This window comes from Pseudoxanthomonas sp. JBR18 (assembly GCF_028198165.1).
Lineage (GTDB): Bacteria > Pseudomonadota > Gammaproteobacteria > Xanthomonadales > Xanthomonadaceae > Pseudoxanthomonas_A.
In genome coordinates this window covers 2,097,092-2,122,744 of the sequence record NZ_CP116339.1, presented here as the reverse complement: position 1 = coordinate 2,122,744, position 25,653 = coordinate 2,097,092, and the positions used below count along the sequence as shown (strand labels likewise).

Sequence of the window (25,653 nt, the reverse complement as noted above, 5' to 3'; positions counted from 1 at the left end):
TCACCACACGTGGCACAGCAGCCTCCGGCCCAGGCCGAAGCTTCCATCGAGCCGGGCATGCGGACCGTGACGCGTACCGGACGCGGCTCAACCACAAGTTCGCGGACGCATCCCGGCGGGAATGCCTCTCTGTTCGCCAAGCACCGGCACGACATGAGCGACGGGGCCGAGACCCCCAATGCAATGCCCGTGGCGCCCCGCGCGCCCGGCACGGGCCGCAAGCCGGTCGGTGATGGCCCGGTCGTCCTGATGGAACCTGCTTGATGACGCTTCTGTACCTGTGCTGCAGCCTGCTGGCCGCCTTGGCCTTCTATGCCGCCACCGCCCACCAGCGACTCCGCCCCTCGCTGCGCGCCCACGCCCGCGCGTTGCGCTGGCTCGGCACGGCCCTGTGCGGCGTCGCGTTGGCCGCTGGAATCGCCGCGCTCGGCCCGCTGGCCGGCGTCTCCTCCGCCCTGACCGCGCTCATGCTGGGCATGGTCGCCTTGCCCTACCTGGACGCCTGGCGTCCTGGCCCGGGAGGCACGCGCGATGTGGGCTAGGTGGACAGCCGCCATCGTGCTGGGCCTGCCGGCCACGACCGGCGTGATCGGGCTGCTGGCCCTGCTGTGGCCGGGCCCGGTGGAACGGACCACGCTGCCGTGGCTGCTGCTGGCCGTCCCGGTCTGGGTGGGCGCGATGTCGCTGGCCTTCGCCTGCCGCAGTGGCGCGCGGGCCTGGGGATGGCTGGGCGGAATCACGGTCCTGGCCTTTGTCGCGCTGCATCTGGTCAAGGCCCTGGGCTGGACGGGCCTGCCGGCATGAAGGCCGCCACGCTCCGCAGTTTCCTGGCGCTGCATACCTGGGTCGGGCTGATCGCTGGCATGGCGCTGTTCATCGCCTTCTATGCCGGGGCCTTCACGGTGTTCACCCATGAGCTGACCCAGTGGGCGCCCCGCCCAGCGGCGGCGCTGCGCGGCTCGGCGCCCGATCCCGCGCGCGAGATGGCCCAGGCCCAGGCGCTGGTGGACGCGACCGCGCGCGCGCATCCGAGTACGCGCGAGGCGATGTTCCTGGTGCTGGCCGGGGAGCACGGCCCGGTTCCGCGCATCTTCCATCAGCCGCCCGGCGACCGACACACCTACCAGTACCAGTTCGATGCCCAGGGCCACGTGCAGACCCTGCCGCAGCGCACCGGCTTCGTCGATTTTCTCTACGACCTGCATTTCACCGCCGGGCTTCCCCGCACCCTGGGCACCTATCTGTTTGGGGTGGTGAGCATCCTGTACGGCCTGGCGCTGGTCTCCGGCGTGGTGATCTATGCGCCGGTGATGCTCAAGGACCTGTTCGCCCTGCGCGCGGGGCGCAACATCAAGCGCCTGTGGCAGGACGCGCACAACGTGATCGGCATGCTGTCCCTGCCCTTCCACGTGGTGTTCGCCTGGTCCGGTGCGGTGCTGGCGCTGGGCCTGCTGTTGCTGGTGCCGTTCCAGTCGCTGGTCTTCGACGGCAAGTTGCTGCAGGTGCTGGAGTCGGACTTCTGGATGAAACCGCACGCCGAGGCCGCAGGCGTGGCCCGACCGACGCTGCCGGTGGCCGATCTGGTCGCGCGCGCGCAGGTTGCCCTGCCGGGACTGGAAGTCAGCTCACTGGCCTATCACGACACCGGCGATGCCAATGCCCAGATCGAGGTGTACGGCGAGGTCGACCAGCGTCGGCTCAACACCTTGGGCATGGTGGCGCTCAACGGCGCCACCGGCCAGGTGCAGCAGGTCATGGACCCACGCACGATGTCGCTGGGGACGGCCATGCTGCGTGGCCTGCAGGCCCTGCACTTCGGCAGCTACGGGCACCAGCCGGTGAAATGGCTGTACTTCGTGCTGGGCCTGGGCGGCGCGTTCCTGTTCTACAGCGGCAACCTGCTGTGGATCGAGGCCCGGCGCAAGCGACGCACGCCGCAACAGCCGGTGCGCACCCAGGTGATGGCGCGGCTGACTCTGGGCGTGTGCCTGGGCTGCGTGGGCGGGGTGTCGGCGCTGTTCATCGCCGGCGCGCTGTTGCCCGACGCCCAGGCCTCACTGGCCTACTACGTGGTGTTCTGCGCAATGCTGGCCTGGGCCGTGTTGCGCGCACCGGCGCGTGCCGGCGCCGAACTGCTCTACGCCTGCGCCGCGCTGACCGCGCTGGTGCCGGTGGCTGGCTGGATCGGCACCGGTGAGCACTTCTTTGCCGCGCTGTGGAACGCGCACTGGACGCGCTTCAGCGTCGGCGTGATCGCCCTGCTGCTGGCCTGGGCGTACTGGCGCATGGGCCGCGCCGCCGCGCGACGTGCGCGCGAAGGAGACCCCAACAGCGTGTGGGCACGCCGTCCGCAGCACGAAATCTGAATCCATCGCTCACCCGGCGGCGACGGACAGGTTTGGCATGCTCAGAAGGGTCCTCCCCACCCGGAACGCCGTGCGCCTGCCAACCGACAAATTCCAGCACCAGATCCAGCGCCTGCAGGACAGCCTGCCGGTGGCCCTGGCGCGACGCTTTGCCGAGAGCGACCTGATGACCCAGGCCGCGGCGCTGACCTTCTACGCGTTGCTGTCGCTGGCGCCGCTGCTGGTCCTGCTGCTGTGGATGACCGCCTCGCTGTATCCACCGGCGCAGGATGAACTGCTCCGGCAGATCGGCGGGCTGGCCGGGCCGCAGGCGGGCGCGGTCGCGCGCACGGTGCTGGACAACGCCAACCGCGAGCCCAGCGTCGGCTCGCTGGCCGGACTGTGGAGCACGCTGCTGCTGTTCGTCGGCGCCACGGCGGTGTTCGCGCGCCTGCAGGCAGCGCTCAACGTGATCTTCTACACCGACCGCAACGACCTGCATGGCGGCATCAAGGAATTCCTGAAGAAGCGCGTGTTTTCCTTCGGCGTGGTGCTGGGCCTGGGCTTCCTGCTGATCGTGTCGATGATGGCCGCCACCGCGTTGCAGGTAGTGCTCAATAACGTGCCCTCGCTGCTGCCGGTCCTGGGCAACGCCATGACCTTCGCCCTGTACGCGGCGGCATTCGCCTTCCTCTACCACTACCTGCCCGACCGCCGGGTCGAATGGCGCCAGGCGCTGCTGGGCGGGATCATCACCGCCGGGCTGTTCGTCCTGGGCCGTTACGGGATCGGCGTGTACCTGGCCCAGACCGAGCCGGGCAGCGCCTACGGCACCATGGGGGCGATGGTGATCATGCTGGTGTGGCTCTACTACGCCACCGTGGTGTTCTTCATCGGCGCGCTGATCACCGCGGTGATCGACGAGCGCATCGACGCGCGCAATGCGCGCAGGCTGGCCGAGCGCGCGCACGAGACCGTCAGCGACGCCGCGCCGGGCGCCGATCCGGACTCACGCCCGCTGCCGCAGACCGACGTGCCCGGGCAGGCAACGAACCCGCCGCCGTGATCGCGGCCAGGCGGCCCCATAGCGCCACCCCGTGCGGGGCGCCGGATCGGGGATAATCTGCGGTCCATGCCGCGCATCCCCGACGCCTTCATCGACGACCTACTGGCCCGGACGGATATCGTCGAGGTGGTCGGCACGCGCGTGCCGCTGAAGAAGCAGGGCCGCGAGTACGCCGCGCGCTGCCCGTTCCACGACGAGCGCTCGGCCTCGTTCACCGTCTCGCCGACCAAGCAGTTCTATCACTGCTTCGGCTGCGGTGCGCACGGCACGGCGATCAGCTTCCTGATGAACTACGACCGCCTCGAGTTCCTCGACGCGGTCGACGAGCTGGCCAAGCGCGCCGGCATGGAGGTCCCCCGCGAAGCCGCCGCGCGCAACGCCGTCACCGACGATAGCCGCGACCTGTACGCGGCCATGGACGCCAGCGCCAAATTCTTCCAGCGCCAGCTCGCCGGCAGCGAAAAGGCTCGCGCCTACCTGGACGGACGTGGTGTGGACGAGGCCACGCGCACGCTGTTCGGCATCGGCTATGCACCCGATGGCTATTCGGCGCTGAAGGACGCGCTAGGGACGGATGCGCGGCGCATGCAGCTGCTCGAACGCGGCGGCATGTTCTCCAAGAACGATCGCGGCCACGTCTATGACAAGTTCCGCGACCGGGTGATGTTCCCCATCGCCGACCGCCGCGGGCGCACGATCGCCTTCGGCGGCCGCGTGCTGGACAAGGACGACGGGCCCAAATACCTCAACAGTCCCGAGACCACGCTGTTCCACAAGGGCCGCGAGCTGTACGGGCTGTGGCAGGTGCGCCAGGCCAACCAGAAGATCGACAAGCTGGTGGTGGTCGAGGGCTACATGGACGTGGTGAGCCTGTTCCAGTTCGGCGTGCCCTATGCGGTGGCCACGCTGGGCACGGCAACCACGTCCGACCACGCCGAACTGCTGTTTCGCAACGCGGCCGACGTGTATTTCTGCTTCGACGGCGACGCCGCCGGCCAGCGCGCGGGCTGGCGCGCGCTGGAGTCGGTGCTGCCGCGCATGAAGGACGGGCGCCAGGCGTTCTTCCTGTTCCTGCCGCAGGGCGAGGACCCGGACACCATCGTGCGCAAGGAGGGCGCTGCGGGCTTCGCCACGCGGCTGGGGCAAGCCACGCCGCTGTCGCAGTTCTTCTTCGACGAGCTTTCCCGGGACATCAACCTGGCCACGCTGGACGGCAAGGCGCGCCTGGCCGAGAAAGCCAAGCCCCTGCTGGCGCAGATCCCCGATGGCGCCTTCGGCGACCTGATGCGCGCGCAGCTGACCCAGGTCACCGGTGTGGGCGCCAACGCACCGCAGGCCCAGGCGCCGTCCCGGCCACCAGCGCGCGCGCAGGCCGCGCGCGGCCCGCAGCAGCGCCCCAGCCTGGTGCGCAGCGCCATCGTGCGTCTGCTGCATGCCCCCTCGCTGGCGCTGGAAGTGCCGATGCCCTATACCTTCGCCGGGCTGCGCCAGCCCGGGGTGGCCTTGCTGACCGAACTGCTGGACATCATCCAGGCCCGCCCGGAGATCAGTCCGGGCGCGCTGCTGGAGCACTTCGCCGAGCGCGAGGAACTGCCCGCCCTGCAGAAACTGGTCGTGCAGGACCTCCCGGGTGAGGAAGCCGCCTGGCGCCAGGAGCTGCACGACGCGGTGCTGCAGCTGGAGAAGCAGACCCTGCAACAGCGCCTGGACGAGCTGCTGGCCAAGCAGCGTGCACAGGGGCTGGACGAGGCCGACAAGTACGAACTGCGCGAACTGCTCAAGGTGCGCGCCGGCGGGCATTGAGCACCCGCCTCGTGGGAGCAACTGTCTTCTTATGAGTGTGCGGCTTTCCCGGTAAGCCATCGCTGCAGCAGCAGCTCCCACCAAGCGGTGATGGGTCGCCGCTGGAAACATCCCGTGGGAGCCGCCATGGCGGCGAATGGCTTTCCTGGGGAAACCCCATCGCCGCCATGGCGGGTCCCAAGGCCCACGCGGCAAGGCCTGACGGGCGCCGAGGCTAGAATGGCGGCCCCCCTCGTCGTACTCCCTTGCCGTGAACCTGCTCAAGCGCCTGCGCATCGATCCCTTCACCCTGACGCTGCTGGGCACGGTCCTGTTGGCCTCGCTGCTGCCGGTGCGCGGTACGGCCGCCGCGTGGATGGACGTGGTCACCGACATCGCCATCGCCGCGCTGTTCTTCCTGCATGGCGCGCGGCTCTCGCGCCAGTCGATCCTGGCCGGGGCCACGCACTGGCGCCTGCACCTGACCATCCTGTGTTGCACCTTCGTGCTGTTCCCGCTGCTGGGGCTGGCCGTGCACCCCGTCGCCGAACGCCTGCTCACGCCCGGCCTGGCCCTGGGGCTGCTGTTCCTGTGCGCCCTGCCCTCCACCGTGCAGTCCTCGATCGCCTTCACCTCCATGGCCGGCGGCAACGTCCCGGCCGCGGTGGTCTCGGCCTCGGCGTCCAGCCTGCTGGGCGTGTTCCTGACCCCGATGATCATGGCCCTCATGGCCGGCACCCAGGGCCAGATGTCTGATCCGGTCGCGGCCATGGGCAAGATCCTGCTGCAGCTGCTGGTACCGTTCCTGGCCGGTCACCTGCTGCGGCCGTTGATCGGTGGCTGGGTCGATCGCCACCGGCCGGTCCTGAAGTACACCGACCAGGGCACGATCCTGCTGGTGGTCTACACCGCCTTCAGCGCCGCGGTGGTCGAGGGCCTGTGGCACAAGACCCCGGTGCTGGCGCTGCTGGGCGTGGTGGTGTTCGCCGCGGTGCTGCTGGGCATGGTGATGGGCCTGATCACGCTGCTGGCCCGCAGGCTGGGCTTTGGCCGCGCCGACGAGATCGCCATCGTGTTCTGCGGTTCCAAGAAGAGCCTGGCCACCGGTGTGCCGATGGCCAAGGTGATGTTCGCAGGGGGCGCGCTGGGCGCCATCGTGCTGCCGGTGATGATCTTCCACCAGGTGCAGCTGATCACCTGCGCGGTGGTGGCCCAGCGCTACGCGCGCGCCGGCGGCCGCGCGGTCGCGGCGACCGAGTGAGGCCGGCTCAGATCACCAGCGTGTACTGATCCAGATTGGCCGGGGTGACCACGCGGAAGCGGGTCAGGCCTTCCGGCGCCTGCTCGAGCTCCTCGTTGGCATGCATCAGGTGCTGCAGGCCGGCCAGGACCTGACTCTCCGGATCCTGGTCCAGGGTGGCGGCCATGTCGCCGGCGTTGAGCAGCTCGGCGTGTTCGCGCGTGGCCTCGTGGCCCACCCAGACCGGCGCGACCGCCAGCGGATGGCGTCGCAGCGCACGCCTGATTCCAGCCGAGGCCGAGCCGGTGTTGTAGACCGCGACGATGTCGTGGTGCTGGCGCAAGGCGTCGTGCAGCTGGGCGTACGCGCGCTCGACGTCATCGAACATCTCCACCGGCGGCAGCGGGTCCAGGTGCGGGAACTGCTCGGCCAGGATCTGGTTGAAGCCTTCCACCCGCTCGGTGTGCGCGCGGAAATCCAGCGAGGTCACCGGGATCCAGACCTTGCCGGCCTGGCGGGTGAAGCGCCCGATCAGATAGCCCGCCGTGCGCCCGGCCAGGGTGTTGTCGATGCCCGTATAGGCCAGCCGGCGCACGCCGGTGATGTCGGTGGACAGGGTGACCACCGGCGTGCCGGCGGCATTGACCACCTGTAGGGCGCGGCGGATGCGGTCGCTGTCGCGTGCCACGATCAGCAGGCCATGGCGCGGGTACGGCGGATGCTCCAGGAACGCGGCCAGGCGCTCGTCGTCGCGCTCGCCCCAGGCGCTGCGGTGCACGGTCACCCGCGGCCCGATCAGGCTGGCGTAGCGCTCCAGCGCGCGGTTGATCCGCTGGAAGTGCGGCACATCGCTATGCACCAGGATCACGTCGAAATGCAGCACGCCATGGCGCACGCTGGGCAGCATGCGATTGGTGCCCAGCCGTTTGGCGGCATCGACTACCTTGCGGCGCAGGGCATCGGACACGCTGCCGCGCTCATTGAGCACGCGATCCACGGTGCTGGGGCTGACCCCGGCCTCGATGGCGATCTCGGTGAAACGGGGCGCGCGTTTGGTGCGGCGTCGGCCTTCGGCGCTCATGGGAACAGGTGACATAGCGGAACGGGAATCGACCGGCCCGCACACGAACGGACCGACCTGTTCATCCTCGCCCGCCAAGGGCCCAGGTGCAATGTCGCCATGCTCATCCCAGGCTGCGCCCGGCCAGTCCGGGCAGCCAGGGCGAGAGCCAGTGATCCACCAGCAGGAAGGCGAACAGCGCCATCAGGTACACGATGGAATAGCGGAAGGTGCGCATGGCGAAGAACTCGTCCGGCGGGTCCAGCATCCTCCAGGCGTACCACAGGAACCCCACGCCCAGCACCAGCGCACCGGCCAGGTAGAACAGCCCACTGAGGCCGAACAGCACCGGCAGCAGCGTGGCTTCCACCAGCAGCACGGTATAGAACAGGATCTGCCAGCGCGTGTAGACCACGCCGTGGGTGACCGGCAGCATCGGGATCAGCGCCTTGGCGTAATCCTCGCGGCGAAAGATCGCCAACGCCCAGAAGTGCGGCGGGGTCCACACGAAGATGATCAGCACCAGCAGCAAGCTGTGGCCCCAGTCCCATGGCCCCTGCATGCCGGTCACCGCGGCCCAGCCCAGCAGCGGCGGCATGGCACCGGCCAGCCCGCCGATGACGATGTTCTGCGGCGTGGCGCGCTTGAGGTAGACGGTATAGATCACCGCATAGCCGATCAGCGAGAAGAAGGTCAGCACCGCGGTGATGACGTTGACCCACAGCACCAGGATCAGCATCGAGATCACGGTCAGCACCGTGGCGAAGGCCAGCACCTGCCAGGGCTGGACCTTGCCCACCACCAGCGGACGCCACGAGGTGCGCGCCATCTGCGCATCGATCCGCGCATCCAGCAGCTGGTTGATCGCCGCGGCGGCCGACGCCGCCAGCCAGATGCCCAAGAAGCCCAGCAGCCCGTCGCGCACGTTGCGCCAGGTCGGCAGGCCGGGAATGGCCAGGATCATCCCCACGAAGGCAGTGAACACGATCAACGCGACCACGCGCGGCTTGGTCAGGTCCCAGTAGTCGCGGAGCGTGGTGCGTGTGGCGCTCATTCCGGCACCTTCAGCCGCGCCAGCAGCGAGACCATCACGAACAGCAGCACGACCGCCCCGGCGTTGTGCAGCACCGCCACGGCCAGCGGCAGCGCCAGCTTGACGTTGAGGATGCCCAGGCACACCTGCGCGAGAAGCGCCAGCAGCAGGCCGGCGGCCCAACCGCGCATGCCCGGCACCTTCCACAGGCGCAGGCTGCAGAACGCCAGCCAGCAGAACACCACGATGGCCATCAGCCGATGGGTCATCTGGATGGCGATGCGCGCGGCCCCGTCGAGCACGCCGCCTTCGTAGTCCACGCCGATACCGCGCCACAGGGTGAAGCCTTCATGGAAATCGTGCGGCGGCCACCACTGCCCCACGCACTGCGGGAAATTCGCCACGCGCCAGCTGCCGCCCCCGCAGGCCAGCGCGGCGTAGTTGGCGCTGACCCAGCCACCCAGCGCGATCTGCAGCACCAGCAGGCCCAGGCCCACGCCCAGCACGCGCTTGAGCGCGCGCGCCTGGCCCAGGTGAATCGGCAGATCGGTCGCGCGCCAGGCCATCCACACCAGCAGGGAGAAGGTGGCCAGGCCGCCGAGCAGATGGCCCATGACCACGATCGGCTTGAGCAACCAGGTCACCGTCCACATGCCCAGCAGCGCCTGGAAGACGATCATCGCCAGGGTCAGCACCGCCACCCGCGCCAGGTCGCCGCTTCCGCCGGGCGCCGAGGCCTGGCTCCAGCGCCAGGCCGCCAGCAGCAGGATGCCTTCGCCCAGCGCCGCCACCACGCTGGCGGCGGCGTGTTGGCCCTGCATGTACAGCGGAATGGCGGCGGCCACCAGCACCGCCGAGGCAATCACCTGGCTCACCCCCAGCCGCCGCCGGCGCACCGCCATCAGGGCCAGGCCGAAGATCTCGATGCTGAGCATGCCCGCCAGGAAGCGGTGAACCTGCTCGCGCCAGGCCTTGTGGGTCTCCAGCGGACGGATCTTCAGCTGCGCGTGGTCGATGATCTCCGACGGCGCCTCGGGCCATGCGGCGCGGCCATAGCAGGTCGGCCAGTCCGGGCAGCTCAGGCCGGCATCGGACAGGCGCACGAAGCCGCCGAAAACGATCGTGCTGGCGGTCATGAAGGCCGCCAGCCAGGCGATGCGGTGGAAGTGCCGGAACGGCAGGCGTAGGGAGGCAGGCATTACGGTGGGGTTCGCTCTAAAGGAGTTTCAGCAGCTTGGCGACGTCGCTGCGCAGGTCGGCCGGGTCGAAGCCCGGGGCGAAGCGCATGATCACAAAGCCGTTGGGATCGATGACGTAGACCGGCACGCCGGTCGGATCGTCCACGCCGGGCAGGGCGGCCAGCAGCGCCGGGTCTCGTGCCAGCACGCGCAGCGCGGCCGGGTGCGCGGCGCCAGGCGGCGGCGTGCCCAGCCACAGGATGTGCACCTGGTCGGCGTTGTGGCCGAACAGCTGCCACACCGTGTCCAGTTGCTCGGACAGGACCACGCAGGACGCCACGCAGTCGCCCGGCGGGGCCAGCACGATGCGCCAGGTGCGCTGGGGCTGCTGCCAGGCATAGGTCCCGCCGCCCGCCAGCGCCGGATGCACCTGGCGCACGTCGCGCGGCGGCTGCAGCAGTTCGCCATGGTTCTTCAATCCGGCCGGGCGCCAGCCGGCAAAACGCAGCGCGCCGGCCCCGGCCACGCTGCCGAAGAACAGCACGAACAGCGCGATCAGGATCAACCGGCCGCGGCGGCGGCCAGGCGGGGCATCAGGCAGGGTCATGCCCCATTTTCTCACGGGTGGCGCCCCGGCGCCGCCAGGTGAGCACCACGGCGGTGACCAGCACCGCCAGGGCCAGGCCGAACCATTGCACGGCGTAGCCCAGATGGCGTGCAGGCGGGAGGGTGTTGGGCAACACGTCCAGGTCCCGCGCAAAGCCGATGGGCAGCGCCGGGTCCAGCCGCAAAACCCTTGGGGCAAGGCGTTTGCGGCCCAGCGGTGCAGCCAGGACGGCCGGCTCCAGCGCCACGGCCAGCAGGTCGCCATCCTCCTGCACGGCCGGCATGCCCCGGATCAGCCCGGGCGCGGGCGGCGGCGCCAGCAGGCCCGCGATCTGACGCGATCCCGTCAAGGGCGGCACGACGGGCATCGTCCTGGCGGCATCCAGCGGCTGCCAGCCCAGGTCCACCAGCAATGCGGGCCCCCCGTCATCCGGCACGAAGGGACGATAGGCCCGCACTCCCGGCTGGCCGTCATGGGACTGGTTGTCCAGCAACACCGCCGGGCCAGGGGCGAAGTGACCGCGGCCGGCGGCCCAGTCGAGCTGCTGCGCGCGATCGTGCTGCGCCGCGGCGGAGAGCGGTCGCGGCTGGCGCGCGCGCAGGACCTGCGCCACCTGATCGAGCAACGCCCGCTTGGCCTGCGCACGCCCCAGTTGCCAGCTTCCCAGCGCGCTGAAGCCGGCGGCCACCACCACGGCCAGCAGCCAACCAACCGGCGTGGGCAGGCGACGCCTCATGCCGTTCGCGGCGCGGGGGCGGATAATGCGCTCATGCGGCGCGGTGCCGCACCGAGGCCTGGATGAACGACTCGCTCAAGACCCTGCTGATCGTCGCGTTCCTGATCATGATCGTGTGGAACCTCGGCGCCGGCCTGTATTACCTGCTGATCGACCGCGGCCAGACCACGCGCACCGTGCGTGCGTTGAGCTGGCGTATCGGCCTGTCGGTCGCCCTGATCCTGTTGGTGATCGCCGGCATCTGGAGTGGCGTGATCCAGCCACACGGCATCGGGCGCTGAGGCCCGATCAAGGCTCAAAGCCACGCGGGCCTGCGCGCGCCGCTGGCCGCTTACAGCACGTAGACGAACAGGAACAGCGCCAACCACACCACATCCACGAAGTGCCAGTACCACGCGGCCGCCTCGAAGGCGAAGTGGTTGTCCTTGGTGAAGTGCCCCTTGAGCACGCGCAGCCACATGATGGCCAGCATCAGGGTGCCCAGGAACACGTGCGCACCATGGAAGCCGGTGAGCATGAAGAAGGTCGAGCCGTAGATACCCGAACCCAGGGTCAGATTGAGCTCGTGGTAGGCATGCAGGTACTCGGTGGCCTGGAAGTACAGGAAGGTGATGCCCAACAGCACCGTGATGCCCAGCCACACCAGCACCGCGCCGCGGTGCGCGGCCTTGAGCGCGTGGTGGGAGATGGTCAGGGTCACACCGGAACTGAGCAGGATCAGGGTGTTGATCAGCGGCAGGCCCCAGGCCGGGATGGTCTGGAAGTGCCCGCCGATCTCGCCCGGGCCATTGGTCGGCCAGCCGGCCGAATAACCTTCCCACAGCAGCGCGTTGGTCATCACCCCGTCGCCCTGCCCGCTCAGCCACGGCAGCGAGTAAGTGCGGGTGTAGAACAGCGCGCCGAAGAACGCGGCGAAGAACATCACCTCCGAGAAGATGAACCACACCATCCCCATGCGGAAAGAGACATCGACCTGCTTGTTGTAGTGGCCGGCGACCGACTCGCGGATCACGTCGCCGAACCACATGAACAAGGTCGCGGCCAGCATCGCGATGCCGGCGAAGAACATCCAACGCCCCCACGCCGCATCGTTGAGCCAGCTGGCCACGCCGATCATCAGCACGAACATCGCAATGGAGCCAACGAAGGGCCACTTGCTCTGGTGCGGGACGAAATAGACGTCGGCATCGTGGGAATGGGTCTGCGCCATCACGCGTTCCTTTCGGTCAGTGGCTACGGCGCCGAGCGCGCCGCTGGAGTGCCTGCCCCCGCGCCCAGGCGCGAGGTCAGGACATCGTTCTTGAAGAAGGTATAGGACAGGGTGATCGTCGAGACGTCCGCCGGCAGGTCCGGATCGACCATGAAGCGCAGCGGCATGTCGCGGCTCTCGCCGGCGTCGAGCTCCTGCGAGGTGAAGCAGAAGCACTCGGTCTTGATGAAGTACTGCGAGGCCCGCGCCGGTGCCACCGACGGCACCGCATTGCCCACGATCGCGCGCTTGCCGTCATTGCGGGCAAAGAACTGCGCGTCGTAGAGCTCGCCGGGGACGACCTGCATACGGGTCTGCTCGGGATGGAAGGACCACGGCAGCTTGGAGTTGACCGCACCGTCGAACTCCACGGTCACCGTGCGCGACTGCGTCGCCGGGCCAACACCCACGGCCTGGGTGGGGCCTTTTTCCATGCGCACGCCGAAGACCTTCTCGCAGGCCAGCCGATACAGCGGCACCAGCGAAAAGGTCAGCACGAACACCGCCACGGCCACGCCGATCAAACGCGGCAGGCCGGCGGTGCGGCCCTGGCTTTTGGCGTCGGCGCCGGGGGTGGCGTGCTCACTCATGCCCGCAGCACCCCGGACAGGATGAAGGCGGCGTAGATCGCCACGGCGATCGCCCCGACCACCAGCGCGGTCGTGCGCGCGGCGCGGCGGCGGCGCTGCTGCTCATCCACGGGGGCACGCGGCGCGGTCATCAGTGGCCGATGTCCTCGTGGGCCAGATCGCCCGGCTTGAGCACCGGCGGGGTGGTGAAGGTATGCGCCGGTGCCGGCGAGGGCACGGTCCATTCCAGGCCCTTGGCCGCTTCCCAGGAGCGCGCCTCGGCCCGCTCACCCTTGCGCAGCGACCAGCCCAGGATGGCGGCCATCATGAACGGGGTCACGAACATGCCGAACGCGCCGATGGAGCTGACGAAGTTCCAGTCGGCAAAGACCACGTTGTAGTCCGGGATGCGGCGCGGCATGCCGGCCAGGCCCAGGAAGTGCTGCGGGAAGAACAGCACGTTGACGAACACCACCGTCCACCAGAAATGGAACTTGCTCCAGAACTGGCTGTACATGCGCCCGGTCCACTTGGGCCACCAGTAATAGGTGGCCGCGATGATCGAGAACACCGCGCCGGTCACCAGCACGTAGTGGAAGTGCGCCACCACGAAATAGGTGTCGTGGTATTGGAAGTCGGCCGGCACGATGGCCAGCATCAGCCCGGAGAACCCGCCGATGGTGAACAGGATGACGAAGGCGACCGCCCACAGCATCGGCGTCTCGAAGCTCAGCGAGCCCTTCCACATGGTCGAGACCCAGTTGAACACCTTCACCCCGGTGGGGATGGCGATGAGCATGGTGGCGAACATGAAGTAGATCTCGCCGCCCAGCGGCATGCCCACGGCGAACATGTGGTGGGCCCACACGATGAAGCTCAAAAAGGCGATCGAGGCGGTCGCGTAGACCATCGCCTGGTAGCCGAACAGCGGCTTGCGACTGAAGGTCGGGATGATCTCGCTGGCCACGCCGAAGGCGGGCAGGATCATGATGTAGACCTCGGGATGGCCGAAGAACCAGAAGATGTGCTGGTACATCACCGGGTCGCCGCCGCCGGCCGCATTGAAGAAGCTGGTGCCGAAGAAGCGGTCGGTCAGCAGCATGGTCACCGCGCCGGCGAGCACCGGCATCACCGCGATCAGCAGGAAGGCGGTGATCAGCCAGGTCCAGGTGAAGATCGGCATCTTCAACAGGTCCAGGCCGGGCGCGCGCATGTTGAGGATGGTGGCGATGATGTTGATCGCGCCCATGATCGAGCTGATGCCGGCCACGTGGATGGCGAACACGGAGAAAGCCACGTTGGCCCCGCCCTGCAGCGACAGCGGCGGATACAGCGTCCAGCCGCCGGCCACCGCGCCGCCGGGCAGGAACAGGGTCAGCAGCAGCATCGAGAAGGCCACCGGCAGCAGCCAGAACGACCAGTTGTTCATGCGCGGCAAGGCCATGTCCGGCGCCCCGATCTGCAGCGGGATCATCCAGTTGCCCAGGCCCACGAAGGCCGGCATCACCCCGCCGAAGATCATCACCAGCGCATGCACGGTGGTCATCTGGTTGAAGAACTCGGGCTTGACGAACTGCAGCCCCGGCTCCATCAGCTCGGCGCGGATCACCACGCTCATCGCCGCGCCGATGATGAACATGACGAAGCTGAAAAGCAGGTAGAGCGTGCCGATGTCCTTGTGGTTCGTGGAGAAGAACCAGCGCTCGACGAACCCCTGCCTGTGGCCGTGGTGGTCGTCGTGGTGCTCTGCGGCGGAATGGGCCATGGGGCGTGTCCTCGAAAGCAGCGATGTGGCGGAAGGTCAGGCCTGCGCGGGCGCAGGCGTGGCTTCGGTGGGCGTGGCGCCAGCGTCGGACGGCGCGGCTTGCTCGGGCGTGACATCCGGGGCGGGCGAGCCTTCGGCCGGGGCCGGCGGCACCGGGCCTGCCGGCTTCTTCGAGGCCAGCCACCGCTGGAACTCGGCCTTGGACACCGCCTGCACCACGATCGGCATGAAGCCATGGTCCTTGCCGCACAGCTCGGCGCACTGGCCGCGGTACACGCCGGGCTGCTCGATGTTGGTCCAGGCCTCGTTGATCAGGCCCGGGATGGCGTCCTGCTTCCAGCCCAGCGCCGGCACCCACCACGAGTGGATGACGTCATCGGCGGTGATCACGAAGCGGATCTTGGTGTCCACCGGCAGCACCAGCGGATGGTCCACGTCCAGCAGGTAGTGCGGATTGGAGGCCGCGGTCGGCACCTTGCCGGACTGGCGCATCTGGTCCGAGGCGCGGTCCAGGCGGCTGGTGAACTCCACCCCCTGGCCCAGGTACTCGTACTTCCACATCCACTGGTAGCCGGTGACCTTGACGGTCATTTCCGAATCGCGGGTGTCGTACATGGCGATCAGCTTGGCCGTGGCCGGCCACGCCATGGCCACCAGGATGATCACCGGCACGATGGTCCAGATCAGCTCGGCGGTGGTGTTGTGGCTGAACTGCGCGGCCACCGCGCCCTTGGACTTGCGGAACTTGAACATCGCATAGCCCATCGCGCCGAACACGATGACGCCGATGACCACGCACACCCACAGCGCCACCATGTGCGCCTCATAGGCCATTCGGGCGGTATGGGTCACGCCCTTGCCCATGTTGAGCTGCCATTCCTTGGGATCGGCGGCCTGGGCCATCGCGATCCCCGGCAGTGCCGTCAGTCCTGCCAGCACGCCAGCGCGCTTGCATCCCGCCATCAGTTGCGTCATTGCCTAGACCCCACCCAGTGTCATCGGTCACGGCCGCAGCGCGGCCGCCAGTAAAGCGCGTAACTGTGTTGCCAATTCCTGTCGCTCGGCCGGCCCCAGAAGCGCTCCCACCTCCACCGACCGCCCGCTGGAGGACAAGGTGATCCGCTCGCCGCCCTCCCGCACGCCCAGCCGCACCCAGTAGGGATGGGCCCGGAACGCGGGGGTCGGCTGTGCATCACGCCGCACCTCCACCACCTCCGGGGCGATCGCGATGACCTCATCGCGCTCCCCGGATTTCCACACCGCCCGCAACGCCACCGCGACCAGAATGCTGTGCGCCAGCGCGAAGACCGGGGCGAATACGTTGCCTGCCCACCAGCCCATCGCGGCCACCGCCCACATCAGTCCGGAACACAGCGCGAACACCACCACGAACTGGCGCGCAGTCAGGGCCCGGCGGGGTCGCAGCGTAAGCTGCGCGCCGCGTCCTTCCGGACCCTGTCGCGCGATTTCGATCATGTGTCCTGCTGCACCGTGGTGCTGCGGAAAACGCTTGAATGGTAGCCGTGCGCAGGAGCGCTAAGCAACTTTTCCGAAATTGTGCAAGTGCACAATTTCGCAGGCGCCCGGCACGATTCAGTCTTTGGTCGAAGGCACCCGTGGCGTATTGGCCGGCAGGGTCGCCCCGTTCGCCCGGCAGCTCCACAGTTCGACCGCGCTTTCGCCGCGCGCGTCGGGCGGCCCGAGCAGCGCGGTCATCGATTCACATCGGCCCTGGATGCACAGCTCGTAGTCGCGCGTATAGCCGCTGCGGGTCAGCCGCAACGGCTGCAGGGACGGCAGCTTGGGGTGGTAGGTCCAGAAGCCATCGGCGAACGTGGCATCGTCTGGGATCTCCATCCCCGCCCCGCTGCCCTGCACCCGCGCCCGGTCCAGTACCAGGCCGTCGTCGTGGACGACGTAGTGCTCCTCCCAGCGGATCTTCTCCACGCTGTGCATCCACGCCAGGGTGAAGCCGCTGTCGGGCACGGCCAGGGCGGCGGCCACCACCCCCGCCAGCCCCAGGCACAGCGCACTCATGCGACGGGCGCTGCCGTGGCCGCATGGGCGCGGCGCGCGCGCACCAGGTGGATGGCCACCGCCGCCACCGCCACGGCAAAGCCCAGCTCATCGGTGATGGGCAGTGCGGTCACCAGCAGCGCCCCGGCCGCGGCCATGAGCAGGCGCTCCCACAGCGGAGAGGCGACACGCCAGTAGCCGATGCCGGCGATCCCCCACAGGCCGATGGCCACCACTGCCTTGAAGATCACGTACACCGTGCCGATCACCGTGCCACCCTGCAGCATCAGCGCCGGGGTGTAGACCGCCATGAACGGCAGCACGAACCCGGCCAACACGATCCGGATCGCCCAGAAGCTGATCTTCAACCCCGACTCGCGCGCGATCGGCGCGGCGGCGAAGCAGGCCAGCGCCACCGGCGGGGTCAGGTCGGCCAGGATGCCGAAGTAGAAGACGAACATGTGCGAGACCAGCAGCGGCACGCCCAGGGCCAGCAGTGCCGGAGCGGCGATGGAACTGGTGATGATGTAGTTGGGAATGCTGGGGATGCCCATGCCCAGCACCAGGCAGGTGACCATGGTCAGCACCAGCGACAGCAGCAGGCTGTTGCGGCCCACGTCGATCACAAAGCCGGCGAAGGTGCTGGCGATGCCGGTCAGCGAGACCACGCCGATGATCACCCCGACCAGGATGCAGGCCACCGCCACCGGCAGCGCCTGGCGCGCGCCGTTGGCCAGGGCCAGCACGCTCAGGCGCAGGGTCTCGCGGCCGTGGGTCTTGAGCATGAAACAGGCCACGGCCAGCACCGCCAGGACGATGAAGATCGGGCCGTTGCCCAGCTTGAGCGCTAGCGCGGCGATCAGTCCCAGGGCGATCCAGAAGGCTACCCGCAGCGGCATGCCCTTGAGGTTCAGCGCGATGGCCGAGCCCAGGATCACCAGCACCGTCAACGCCAGACCGATCGTGCCGGCCAGCATCGGCGTGCGTCCGGTCATCAGCAGGCCGACCAGGACCGCCAAGGGGATCAGCAGATACCAGCGCAGGCGAATGGCGGCCCACGGATTGGGGCACTGGTCCTTGGGCAGGCCGCGCAGATCCGAGCGGTTGGCCTCCAGTTGGACCATCCAGTAGATCGCCGCGAAGTACAGCGCGGCCGGAATGATCGCCGCCTTGACGATCTCCACATAGGCCACGTTGATGGTCTCGGCCATGATGAAGGCCACCGCGCCCATGACCGGCGGCATCAGCTGGCTGCCCATGCTGGATGCAGCCTCCACGCCACCGGCGAAGGCCGAGCCGTAACCGAAGCGCTTCATCAGCGGGATGGTGAACTGGCCGGTGGTGACCACGTTGGCCACGCCTGAACCGGAAATGGTGCCCATGAACGCCGAAGAGGCGACGGCCACCTTGGCCGGGCCGCCGCGACGATGGCCAAACAGGCCCATGGCGAAATCCGTGAACAGCTGGATCATGCCGGACTGCTCAAGGAAGGCCCCGAACAGCACGAACAGGAAGATGTAGGTCGCCGAAACATAGGTCGGCGTGCCGTAGAGCCCTTCGGTGCCGAAGGACAGCTGGTTGACGATCTGGTCGAAGCCGAACGGCCGGTGCCCCATCGCGCCGGGGATGTACTCGCCGAACATCGCATAGAGCAGGAACAGCAGGCAGATGATCGGCAGGCCCCAGCCCATGACCCGGCGCGCGGCCTCGAACACCAGCACGATGGTCACCACGCCGATCACCATGTCCGCCGGGGTCAGCGTGCCCGAACGCTGGATCAGGTCGCCCTCGAAGATCCATTGGTAGGCCGCCCCGGCCATCGCCAGCGCTCCCAGCACCCAGGCCAGGACAGGATTGGGCTTGCCGTCACCGCGCAGCGGGAAGATCAGGAAGGTCAGCAGCAGGGCGAACCCCACGTGCATGGCACGCAGGACCTGCGAGGACACCAGGTGGAAGCCGGCCGTGGCGATCTGGAAGACCGAAAACGCCAGCGCGATGAAGAACAGGATGCGTGGCCAGTCGGTGGGTTCGGTGCGGGCAAGCAGGGGCTGGTTGGACATGGGACTTCACTTTGGATCGGTCAAACGGACAGGGCGATGCGGCGCAGCGCGGACCCTCTCCGCGCCGCGCCGGTCGTACGGGCGGGCTTACTTGATCAGGCCCTTCTCGCGGTAGTACTTCTCCGCGCCCGGATGCAGCGGGATCGGCAAGCCCTTGGGCGCGTTCTCCAGGGTGATCACCTTGGCCGCCGCGTGCGCGGTGACCAGCTGGTCCAGATGCTCGAAGATGTTCTTGGTGATCTGGTAGACGGTGTCCTCGGGCACGTCGGCGCTGGTGAAGAACAGGTTGGGGATCTTCACCGTGGGCACGTCTTCGGTCTGGCCGTCGTAGGTGTTGGCCGGGATGGTGCCCGGCTGGTAAGCGGTGTTGCCGATCGCCTTGACCACGTCCTCGGGCACCGGCACGAACACGATCGGCAGGGTCGCGGCCAGGTCGCGGTAGGCGGCCATGCCCAGGCCGGAGGACTGCAGGGTGGCGTCGAGCTGGCGGTTCTTCATCAGCTCCACCGACTCGGCGTAGGGCAGGAACTCCACGGTCATGTCGTCATAGCTCATGCCCGCGCCCCTGAAGATGGTGCGTGCGTTGACTTCGGTGCCGGACTTGGGCGCTCCCACCGAGATGCGCTTACCCTTCAGGTCGGCCAGCGTCTTGATGCCCGAATCGGCGCGGGCCACGATCTGCACGTAGTTGGGGTAGGCGTTGGCGATGGCGCGCAGCTTGGTCAGCGGCTTGTCGAAGCCGATTTCCTTGTTGCCCTTGTAGGCATCGTCGACGGTGTCGGCCAGGCCGATGGCCACTTCGCCGCGCCCGGCCTCGATCAGGTTGACGTTCTCCACGGTGGCCTTGGTGGCCTGCACCGAGCTGCGCACGTCGGGCATGTTCTTGTCGATGATCTGGGTGATGCCTACGCCGATCGGGTAGTAGATGCCGCTGGTGCCGCCGGTCAGGACGGTGACGTTCTGCTGCGGCTTGGAACAGGCGGCCACGCCGAACAGGGTTGCGCCCAAGGCCAGGGCGGTCAGGGTGTTGCGGATACTGGATTTCATGCGGGTCTCCTCGTGGGCCCGCGCCGCTGCATGTGCGGCGCGGGCGGTCGATCAGAAGCTGTATTTGACGAACGAATGGATGCGGTAGAGCTCGCCGGAATCGCCCGACTCGATCTCGCGCCGGCCCCAGATCAGCTCACTGCCGATGTCCACGTTGCTGACCGGCGAATAGATCAGGTTGGCGTGGGCCGAGCGTGAGGACTTGTTGATCGCCAGGCCGGTGATGTCCACGTCGTTGTCGTAGCTGGCCATCGAGTAGTAGACGTTGCTGCGCAGCTTGGGGCTGAAGCCATGCCGCCAGCCGACGAAGCCGGCCACCACGCCCTGGGCGTCGATGTCGCCGCTGGCGTCCAGGGTGCCGTCGGGATTGAGCGAATAGCCCAGGTAGCGGCCAATGCCCTTGCCGGCGGTGAGCATGCCCATGATCGCGTCGCGCTTGCCCAGGGCCATCTTGCCCGAGGCGCTCACGCCGTAGCCGGTCGCGTTGGTGCTGCCGGCCAGGGTCTGGTAACGCAGCTGGCGCACGATGCCGGCGACGCTGAACTGGCCGTCGCTCCCCTTGGCGGTGTAGCGCGCGGTGACGTCCGGGATGTTGTTGTCGTCGCTGCTGATGCGGCTGCCGCCCTGGTAGGGCCCCAGGATGGTTTCCGGATTTTCGATACTGAACACCCACGGCCCGCGGGTGTAGCGCAATTGGACCTGGCGCACGAACACCGTGCCCTCGGTCGGGCCCAGGATCGGGCCGGCTTCGGGCAGCACCGAGGGATCCTGGAAGTTGGACCAGGTCTGGCCGGCCAACCAGTTGTTCCAGCTCACGTAGGCGTGGCGCAGACGTGGGGTGTAGCTGTTGGTGCTGGACTGGTTGCCGTTGAGATCGGTGCCGAAGTCCATCTCGATATGACCCTTGACCTTGTCGCCATTGGCCGTGGTGTTGTCCAGGGTGAACCAGAAACGCGAGTGCTGGGCGGTGGTGTTCAGGTCGATGCCTTCGCCATCGCCGCCGATCGGGATGGAGCTGGGCGCGTACTGGCGGCGGCCCAGGCTGTTCTCGGCGATCTCGCCATCGGGCGTCTTGGTGTAGATGGCCTCGGCGCGTACGAAGCCGCCATAGCTGAAGGTCGCCCCGTCGCCCTTGGGCACGATGGTGGTGGACTGGATGGACGACTTGGACTTGCCCATGCCGTCCAGCTGCGCCGCGGTGGCGGTCGGCGCAGGTGCCGGCGCGGCGACCGCCGCGGCCTTCTCGGCCTTGAGCGCGTCCAGCTCGGTCTTCATCTCCTGCATCATCGTTTCCATCTGGCTCATGCGCGCGCGCAGCTCGGCCTCGGTATTGCTCTGCGCATGGGCCATCGGCGCGACGGCCAGGCTGGACAACACGGCCAGCGCCAGGCGCTGCCGGCGCAGCCCCTGGGTACGGACTGGTTTGATATTCATCGGTTTCCTCTCCCCGAATGACGGTGTTCCGCCGGTGGCGGCGGTGGGGAGAGGCTAGGCAGCGGCGCTGGAGGAGGCCATACGCCATTGGAAGTAGCGCGGCAGCGCCTGCACGCCACTCGCGCTACAGTGCCGCCCGCTCGCCCCCGACGCCTCGCATGCATCCCACGCCCACCCAACTGCTGATCGCCGACGACCATCCGCTGTTCCGCGAGGCGCTGGTGCGGGCCATCGAACGGGTGATGCCGCACGCGCGCGTGGACGAGGCCGACAGCGTGGAAACCCTGATGGCGCTGGTCGAGGCGCATCCGGGTGCGGAGCTGCTGCTGCTCGACCTGGACATCCCCGGGGCACACGGCTTCAGCGCGCTGGCCCACCTGCGCGGCGTGCGCCCGCAGCTGCCGGTGGTGATCGTGTCGGCACGCGAGGATCAGGGCACCATCCAGCGCGCGATGGCCCTGGGCGCGGCGGGCTTCATTCCCAAATCGGCCAACCTGTCGGTTCTGGACGAGGCGCTCGACGCCTTGCTCGCCGGCGACGAGTGGCTGCCGCCGGGCATCACCGCCGCGCCCTGCGCCGATGCGGAGGAAACCGCGCTGGCCCGTCGGGTCTCCGAGCTGACCCCGCAGCAGTTCCGGGTGCTGGGCATGGTCTGCCAGGGCCTGCTCAACAAGCAGATCGCCTGGGAAATGGGCCTGGCGCCGACCACGGTGAAGGTCCATGTCAGCGCGATCCTGCGCAAGCTCGATGTCGGCACCCGCACCCAGGCGGTGATGCTGATGCATCGCCTGGCGTCCGATCCGGCCTCGCCCCCGCCCGTCCCGCAGGACGGCGACGAGGACTGACCGCACGCCTCAGGCCGGCGCCTGGGCGTCCTCGCCCGCGCGGCGTGGCAGGGCCGCCAGCCACGCGCGCAGCATCGCCGGCTTGACCGGCTTGCGCAGCAGCGGGATGCCGCGCTGCTCGGTGTCGCGTTCCACCGCCTCGCCTGGATCGGCCGCGATGATCGCCACCGGCGCGGTGCTGAGGGCGGCGAGCCGGGGCAAGGCGTCCAGCGAGGTTTGGCCGTCGTCGAGCTGGTAGTCGGCCAGGATCGCGTCGACCTGCACGCACCGCAGCACTTCTTGCGCCTGCTCCACGTCCTGCGCGACCTGCACCTGCACGCCCCAGCGCTCCAGCAGCGCCTGCATGCCGTGCAGGATCTCAGGATCGTTGTCCAGGCACAGCACGCGCAGACCGGCCAGGCGCCCGCGCGGGGCCACCTCGATGCGCGCATCGGCGCGCGGCGCCGCCACGGTGGCCAGGCGCAGGCCCAGGGCGAACACGCTGCCGCGTCCCGGCGTGCTGCGCAGGGTCAAGGGCGCCTCCAGCAGACGCGCGATGCGCACGCAGATGTTCAGGCCCAGGCCCATGCCCTTCTCGCCCCAGGGACTGGCCTGTTCGACCCGGCTGAACTCCTCGAAGATCCGCGCATGCAGCTCCTGGGCGATGCCCGGGCCGGTGTCGGCCACCAGCAGCTGCAGGCCATCGCCGCGGCGGCGCACGCCGACCAGCACACCGCCGCGGGCGGTATAGCGCAGCGCGTTGCCGATCAGGTTCTGGGCCACGCGCAGGAGCAGCTTGCGATCGCTGGACACCACCAGCCCCGGCGGCGCGTGCACGCGGAACTGCAGGCCGCGACGCGCGGCCAGCGGCGCGAATTGTTCGGCCAGCGCCTCCAGGAACGGCTGCAGGGCGAAGGCGCGCACGTCCGGGGTCAGCGCACCGGATTCCAGGCGCGAGAGGCCCAGCAGACTGTCGAGCAGGTCCTCGGCCGCGCGCAGCGAGGCGTCCACGCGCTCGGCCAGGCTGGCGGCCTGTGCATCCAGGCCGGGATGGTCGCGCAAGGCCGAGACGAACAGGCGCGCGGCGTTCATCGGCTGCAGCAGGTCGTGGCTGGCCGCGGCCAGCAGGCGGTTCTTGGAGACGTTGGCCACCTGCGCCTCCTGCTTGGCCCGGCGCTGCGCCTCCAGGGCCTGCTCCAGTTCGGCAGTGCGCTCGGCCACGCGCGCTTCCAGGTTGCCGGTCAGTGCGCGCAGCTCGCTTTCCACCCGCTTGTAGTCGGTGACGTCGGTGAAGGTGGTGACATAGCCGCCACCGGGCATCGGCATTCCGCGCGATTCGAGCACCTGCCCGTTGCGGCGCATGCGCTGGGCGCGATAGGCCGAGCCGCTGGCCATGTGCGATTCGCGCTTGCGGATCTGCGCGTCGATCTGCTCGGGCGTCAGCGCTCCCAGTTCGCCGCGTTCGACGTTGTAGCGGATCAGGTCGGCGATCGGGCGGCCCACGTAGAGCATGCCGGGTGGGTAATCGAACAGCTCCTGGTAGCGACGGTTCCATGCCGCCAGGCGGCGATCGGCATCGGCCACCGAGATGCCATGGCTGACGTTTTCCATCATCGCTTCGAGCAACCGGCGGCTGGCGCGTAGTTCCTGTCCGGTGACATCCAGCAGGCCCATGACCTGCTCGATCTGCACGCCGGTGCGATGCAGGGCACTGGCCAGCACGACCCGCGCGGTACGCGTGCCCAGCGCACCGGCCAGGGTGCGTTCGACGTGCTGCAGCAGGCCGCGATCGGCCGGGGCGCCCGGTGGCAGCGGTTGGTCGGCGCGCTGGCGGTATTCGTCCAGCGCACGCGTGGAGGCTTCATTGCCCACGATGCGCGCCATCAGCGCTTCCAGGTCCACCACCCGCACCGAAGACGGCAGGCGCTCACGCGAGGGCTGGGCCGCCTCGCCCGAGTCGCGCGCCAGGAACGCATCGGCCCACAAACGCTCGTGCAGCTGCGGCGCACGCAGCCGGCTCAGGCCCACGTAGACCACCAGGTTGGCGCCCAGCGACCACAGCAGCCCGTGGGTGATCGGGTCGATCCCCTCGCCCACCAGCAGCGCCTGCGGCCGCAGCAGCGCCAGTCCGAACGGCCCATGCTGGAGCCAGTCCTGGCCAATGCCGGTGCCGGCCACCATGCTGGGCAGGAACAGGGTGTAGGCCCATAGCGCCATGCCCACCACCAGCCCGGCCGCAGCCGCCAGCCGGGTCGGCCGGCGCGACCACAGGCCACCCAGCAGGGCCGGTGCGATCTGGACCACGGCCACCATCGAGATGAACCCCAGCGTCGCCAGACTTTCCTGCCCCACCTGGCTGCGCGCATAGGCGTAGGCGCCCAGGGCGATGCAGCCGATGGTGATGCGCCGGATCCACAGCACGATGCGGCTCAGATCCTCGCGCTGCTCCAGGCCCAGCCTGCGCACCCGCGAGAGCAGCGGCATGACCAGCTCGTTGCTGACCATGGTGGCGGTGGCCACGCTGACCACCAGGACCATGCCACTGGCCGCGGCCAGACCGCCCAGGTAAGCCACCAGCGTGATCCCGCGCCCGCCCTCGACCTGGGTCAGCCACAGCACCAGGGCATCGGTGGGCATCGCGGTCGGGCGCAGCACCTGGGTGGAGGCCACCGCGATGGGCAGCACCAGGACGGCGAACAGCGCCAGGTAGGCGATCATCACCCAACGCCCCCAGCGCAGGTCGCGCGGGTCTGCGCATTCGATCACCCCCACCTGGAACTGCCGCGGCAGGCAGAAGAACCCCAGTGCGGCCAGCAGCCCCTGCAGCCAGAACTCCGGCGCCAGCCACTGCTGCCGGTCCAGCGGCAGATCGCGCGCGCGCAGCTGCGCCTGGTCCAGCGTTGGCAGCACCTTCCAGGCCAGCCAGGCCACCACGCCGAAAGCCACCAGCTTGACCAGCGATTCCAGTGCCACGGCCAGCATCAGGCCCTGGTGATGTTCGGTGGCATCGACCTTGCGCGTGCCGAACAGCGCGGCGAACAGTGCCAGCACCAGGGCCGCATACAGCGAGGTATCGCCGGCCCAGGCCGGCAGGTTTTCCGGCGGTGGTCCCAACAGCGCACGCACCGAAAAGGCCACCGCGCGGTACTGCAGGGCCACGTAGGGCAGCATTGCCACCAGCGCCACGAAGGTCACCAGCATCGCCAGCCCGGCACTCTTGCTGTAGCGCGCGCCGATGAAGTCGGCGATGGAAGTGACGTTGTGGGCACGCGCCAGACGCAGCAGGCGCGCATAGAGGCCATGGCCGAACAGCAGCAGCAGGATCGGCCCGACGTAGATGGTCAGGTAGTACCAACCGCTGGTGACCACGCTGCCGACCGAGGCGTAGAAGGTCCAGGCTGTGCAGTACACGCCCAGCGCCAGGCTGTAGACCACCGGCCGCAGCCAGGCGCGGCTGGGATACACGGCATGGCGATCGCCGTACCAGGCCACGCAGAACAGCACGCCCAGATAGCCCAGCGACACCAGCAACAACAGCCAGCCCTGCAGCAGCACGCGTCTTCCCCTTCGCCCCGACAAGCCGCGCATGGTAGCCCCGCCAGCGACGCGCGGTGCCTGCATGACCAGGCTGGCACGTTCTTT

General features: G+C 68.7%; 24 protein-coding genes. 8 read left to right on the top strand and 16 right to left on the bottom strand.

All coding sequences use genetic code 11. The features are described 5' to 3' along the window. Window positions 1-263: 263 nt before the first annotated feature. From PJ250_RS09535 to PJ250_RS09510, 6 genes are all read left to right on the top strand, one after another. Window positions 264-542 (top strand): hypothetical protein, encoded by a 279-nt coding sequence (locus tag PJ250_RS09535; RefSeq protein ID WP_271648337.1) that lies wholly within the window; start codon window positions 264-266, stop codon window positions 540-542. Beyond that, the gene (locus tag PJ250_RS09530; protein ID WP_271648336.1) at window positions 532-804 is read left to right on the top strand and encodes a hypothetical protein; all 273 of its coding nucleotides are present in this window, start codon (window positions 532-534) and stop codon (window positions 802-804) included. The genes PJ250_RS09535 and PJ250_RS09530 overlap by 11 nt, the downstream gene beginning before the upstream one ends. After that, on the top strand, window positions 801-2,366 hold the full coding sequence (locus PJ250_RS09525; protein WP_271648335.1) for a PepSY-associated TM helix domain-containing protein: 1,566 nt from the start codon (window positions 801-803) through the stop codon (window positions 2,364-2,366). Before PJ250_RS09530 ends, PJ250_RS09525 begins: the two co-directional genes overlap by 4 nt. Before the next feature lie 76 nt (window positions 2,367-2,442). Beyond that, the gene (locus PJ250_RS09520; protein ID WP_271648586.1) at window positions 2,443-3,411 is read left to right on the top strand and encodes a YihY/virulence factor BrkB family protein; all 969 of its coding nucleotides are present in this window, start codon (window positions 2,443-2,445) and stop codon (window positions 3,409-3,411) included. A gap of 66 nt (window positions 3,412-3,477) precedes the next feature. Further along, the gene (gene dnaG / locus PJ250_RS09515) at window positions 3,478-5,214 is read left to right on the top strand and encodes a DNA primase (RefSeq protein ID WP_271648334.1); all 1,737 of its coding nucleotides are present in this window, start codon (window positions 3,478-3,480) and stop codon (window positions 5,212-5,214) included. Window positions 5,215-5,464: 250 nt separating this feature from the next. After that, a complete protein-coding gene (locus PJ250_RS09510) occupies window positions 5,465-6,454 on the top strand; it encodes a bile acid:sodium symporter family protein (protein WP_271648333.1) in 990 nt (329 codons plus the stop codon). Between the two features lie 7 nt (window positions 6,455-6,461). Here PJ250_RS09510 and PJ250_RS09505 read toward each other — a convergent pair whose 3' ends face one another. The 5 genes from PJ250_RS09505 to PJ250_RS09485 form a co-directional block, all read right to left on the bottom strand. Next, window positions 6,462-7,514, bottom strand: coding sequence for a LacI family DNA-binding transcriptional regulator (locus PJ250_RS09505; protein ID WP_271648332.1), 1,053 nt, complete (start codon window positions 7,512-7,514; stop codon window positions 6,462-6,464). Between the two features lie 103 nt (window positions 7,515-7,617). Further along, window positions 7,618-8,547 carry a heme o synthase gene (gene cyoE, locus PJ250_RS09500; protein ID WP_271648331.1) on the bottom strand — a complete coding sequence of 310 codons (930 nt, stop codon included), beginning with the start codon at window positions 8,545-8,547 and terminating at the stop codon, window positions 7,618-7,620. Continuing rightward, entirely contained in the window at window positions 8,544-9,725 is a 1,182-nt protein-coding gene (locus tag PJ250_RS09495; protein ID WP_271648330.1) for a COX15/CtaA family protein, read from the bottom strand. Before PJ250_RS09495 ends, cyoE begins: the two co-directional genes overlap by 4 nt. Before the next feature lie 16 nt (window positions 9,726-9,741). Then, window positions 9,742-10,311, bottom strand: a complete 570-nt coding sequence (locus PJ250_RS09490) for a redox-active disulfide-containing membrane protein (RefSeq protein WP_271648329.1) — start codon at window positions 10,309-10,311, stop codon at window positions 9,742-9,744. Continuing rightward, a complete protein-coding gene (locus tag PJ250_RS09485; protein ID WP_271648328.1) occupies window positions 10,298-11,047 on the bottom strand; it encodes an SURF1 family protein in 750 nt (249 codons plus the stop codon). The genes PJ250_RS09490 and PJ250_RS09485 overlap by 14 nt, the downstream gene beginning before the upstream one ends. Window positions 11,048-11,109: 62 nt before the next feature. Between PJ250_RS09485 and PJ250_RS09480 the strand changes: the two genes are divergently transcribed. Next, window positions 11,110-11,328 carry a twin transmembrane helix small protein gene (locus PJ250_RS09480; RefSeq protein WP_271648327.1) on the top strand — a complete coding sequence of 73 codons (219 nt, stop codon included), beginning with the start codon at window positions 11,110-11,112 and terminating at the stop codon, window positions 11,326-11,328. Between the two features lie 50 nt (window positions 11,329-11,378). Here the strand turns inward: PJ250_RS09480 and PJ250_RS09475 are convergent, their stop codons facing one another. The 10 genes from PJ250_RS09475 to PJ250_RS09430 all read right to left on the bottom strand — a co-directional run bounded on the left by PJ250_RS09475 (window position 11,379) and on the right by PJ250_RS09430 (window position 21,187). Next, entirely contained in the window at window positions 11,379-12,257 is an 879-nt protein-coding gene (locus PJ250_RS09475; RefSeq protein WP_271648326.1) for a cytochrome c oxidase subunit 3, read from the bottom strand. A 23-nt stretch (window positions 12,258-12,280) separates the two neighbouring features. Further along, window positions 12,281-12,886 (bottom strand): cytochrome c oxidase assembly protein, encoded by a 606-nt coding sequence (locus tag PJ250_RS09470; RefSeq protein WP_271648325.1) that lies wholly within the window; start codon window positions 12,884-12,886, stop codon window positions 12,281-12,283. Next, window positions 12,883-13,017: a hypothetical protein gene (locus tag PJ250_RS09465; protein WP_271648324.1), complete on the bottom strand. Its 135-nt coding sequence runs from the start codon at window positions 13,015-13,017 to the stop codon at window positions 12,883-12,885. Before PJ250_RS09465 ends, PJ250_RS09470 begins: the two co-directional genes overlap by 4 nt. Beyond that, window positions 13,017-14,630, bottom strand: coding sequence for a cytochrome c oxidase subunit I (gene ctaD / locus PJ250_RS09460; RefSeq protein WP_271648323.1), 1,614 nt, complete (start codon window positions 14,628-14,630; stop codon window positions 13,017-13,019). Before ctaD ends, PJ250_RS09465 begins: the two co-directional genes overlap by 1 nt. Before the next feature lie 36 nt (window positions 14,631-14,666). Continuing rightward, window positions 14,667-15,533 (bottom strand): cytochrome c oxidase subunit II, encoded by an 867-nt coding sequence (gene coxB, locus PJ250_RS09455; RefSeq protein WP_271648585.1) that lies wholly within the window; start codon window positions 15,531-15,533, stop codon window positions 14,667-14,669. Window positions 15,534-15,632: 99 nt separating this feature from the next. Further along, window positions 15,633-16,106, bottom strand: a complete 474-nt coding sequence (locus PJ250_RS09450) for a DUF2244 domain-containing protein (protein WP_271648322.1) — start codon at window positions 16,104-16,106, stop codon at window positions 15,633-15,635. Between the two features lie 117 nt (window positions 16,107-16,223). Then, a complete protein-coding gene (locus PJ250_RS09445) occupies window positions 16,224-16,667 on the bottom strand; it encodes a DUF1850 domain-containing protein (protein WP_271648321.1) in 444 nt (147 codons plus the stop codon). Next, entirely contained in the window at window positions 16,664-18,706 is a 2,043-nt protein-coding gene (locus PJ250_RS09440; RefSeq protein WP_271648320.1) for a TRAP transporter permease, read from the bottom strand. Before PJ250_RS09440 ends, PJ250_RS09445 begins: the two co-directional genes overlap by 4 nt. An 87-nt stretch (window positions 18,707-18,793) precedes the next feature. Beyond that, complete coding sequence (locus PJ250_RS09435; RefSeq protein WP_271648319.1) at window positions 18,794-19,753, bottom strand: TAXI family TRAP transporter solute-binding subunit; 960 nt, start codon at window positions 19,751-19,753, stop codon at window positions 18,794-18,796. A 51-nt stretch (window positions 19,754-19,804) separates the two neighbouring features. Next, window positions 19,805-21,187 (bottom strand): DcaP family trimeric outer membrane transporter, encoded by a 1,383-nt coding sequence (locus tag PJ250_RS09430; RefSeq protein WP_271648318.1) that lies wholly within the window; start codon window positions 21,185-21,187, stop codon window positions 19,805-19,807. A 158-nt stretch (window positions 21,188-21,345) separates the two neighbouring features. On the opposite strand from PJ250_RS09430, the gene PJ250_RS09425 reads away from it, so the two are divergent. Continuing rightward, the gene (locus PJ250_RS09425) at window positions 21,346-22,032 is read left to right on the top strand and encodes a response regulator transcription factor (RefSeq protein ID WP_271648317.1); all 687 of its coding nucleotides are present in this window, start codon (window positions 21,346-21,348) and stop codon (window positions 22,030-22,032) included. A 9-nt stretch (window positions 22,033-22,041) separates the two neighbouring features. Here the strand turns inward: PJ250_RS09425 and PJ250_RS09420 are convergent, their stop codons facing one another. After that, window positions 22,042-25,563, bottom strand: coding sequence for a PAS domain-containing hybrid sensor histidine kinase/response regulator (locus PJ250_RS09420; RefSeq protein WP_271648584.1), 3,522 nt, complete (start codon window positions 25,561-25,563; stop codon window positions 22,042-22,044). Window positions 25,564-25,653 lie beyond the last annotated feature (90 nt).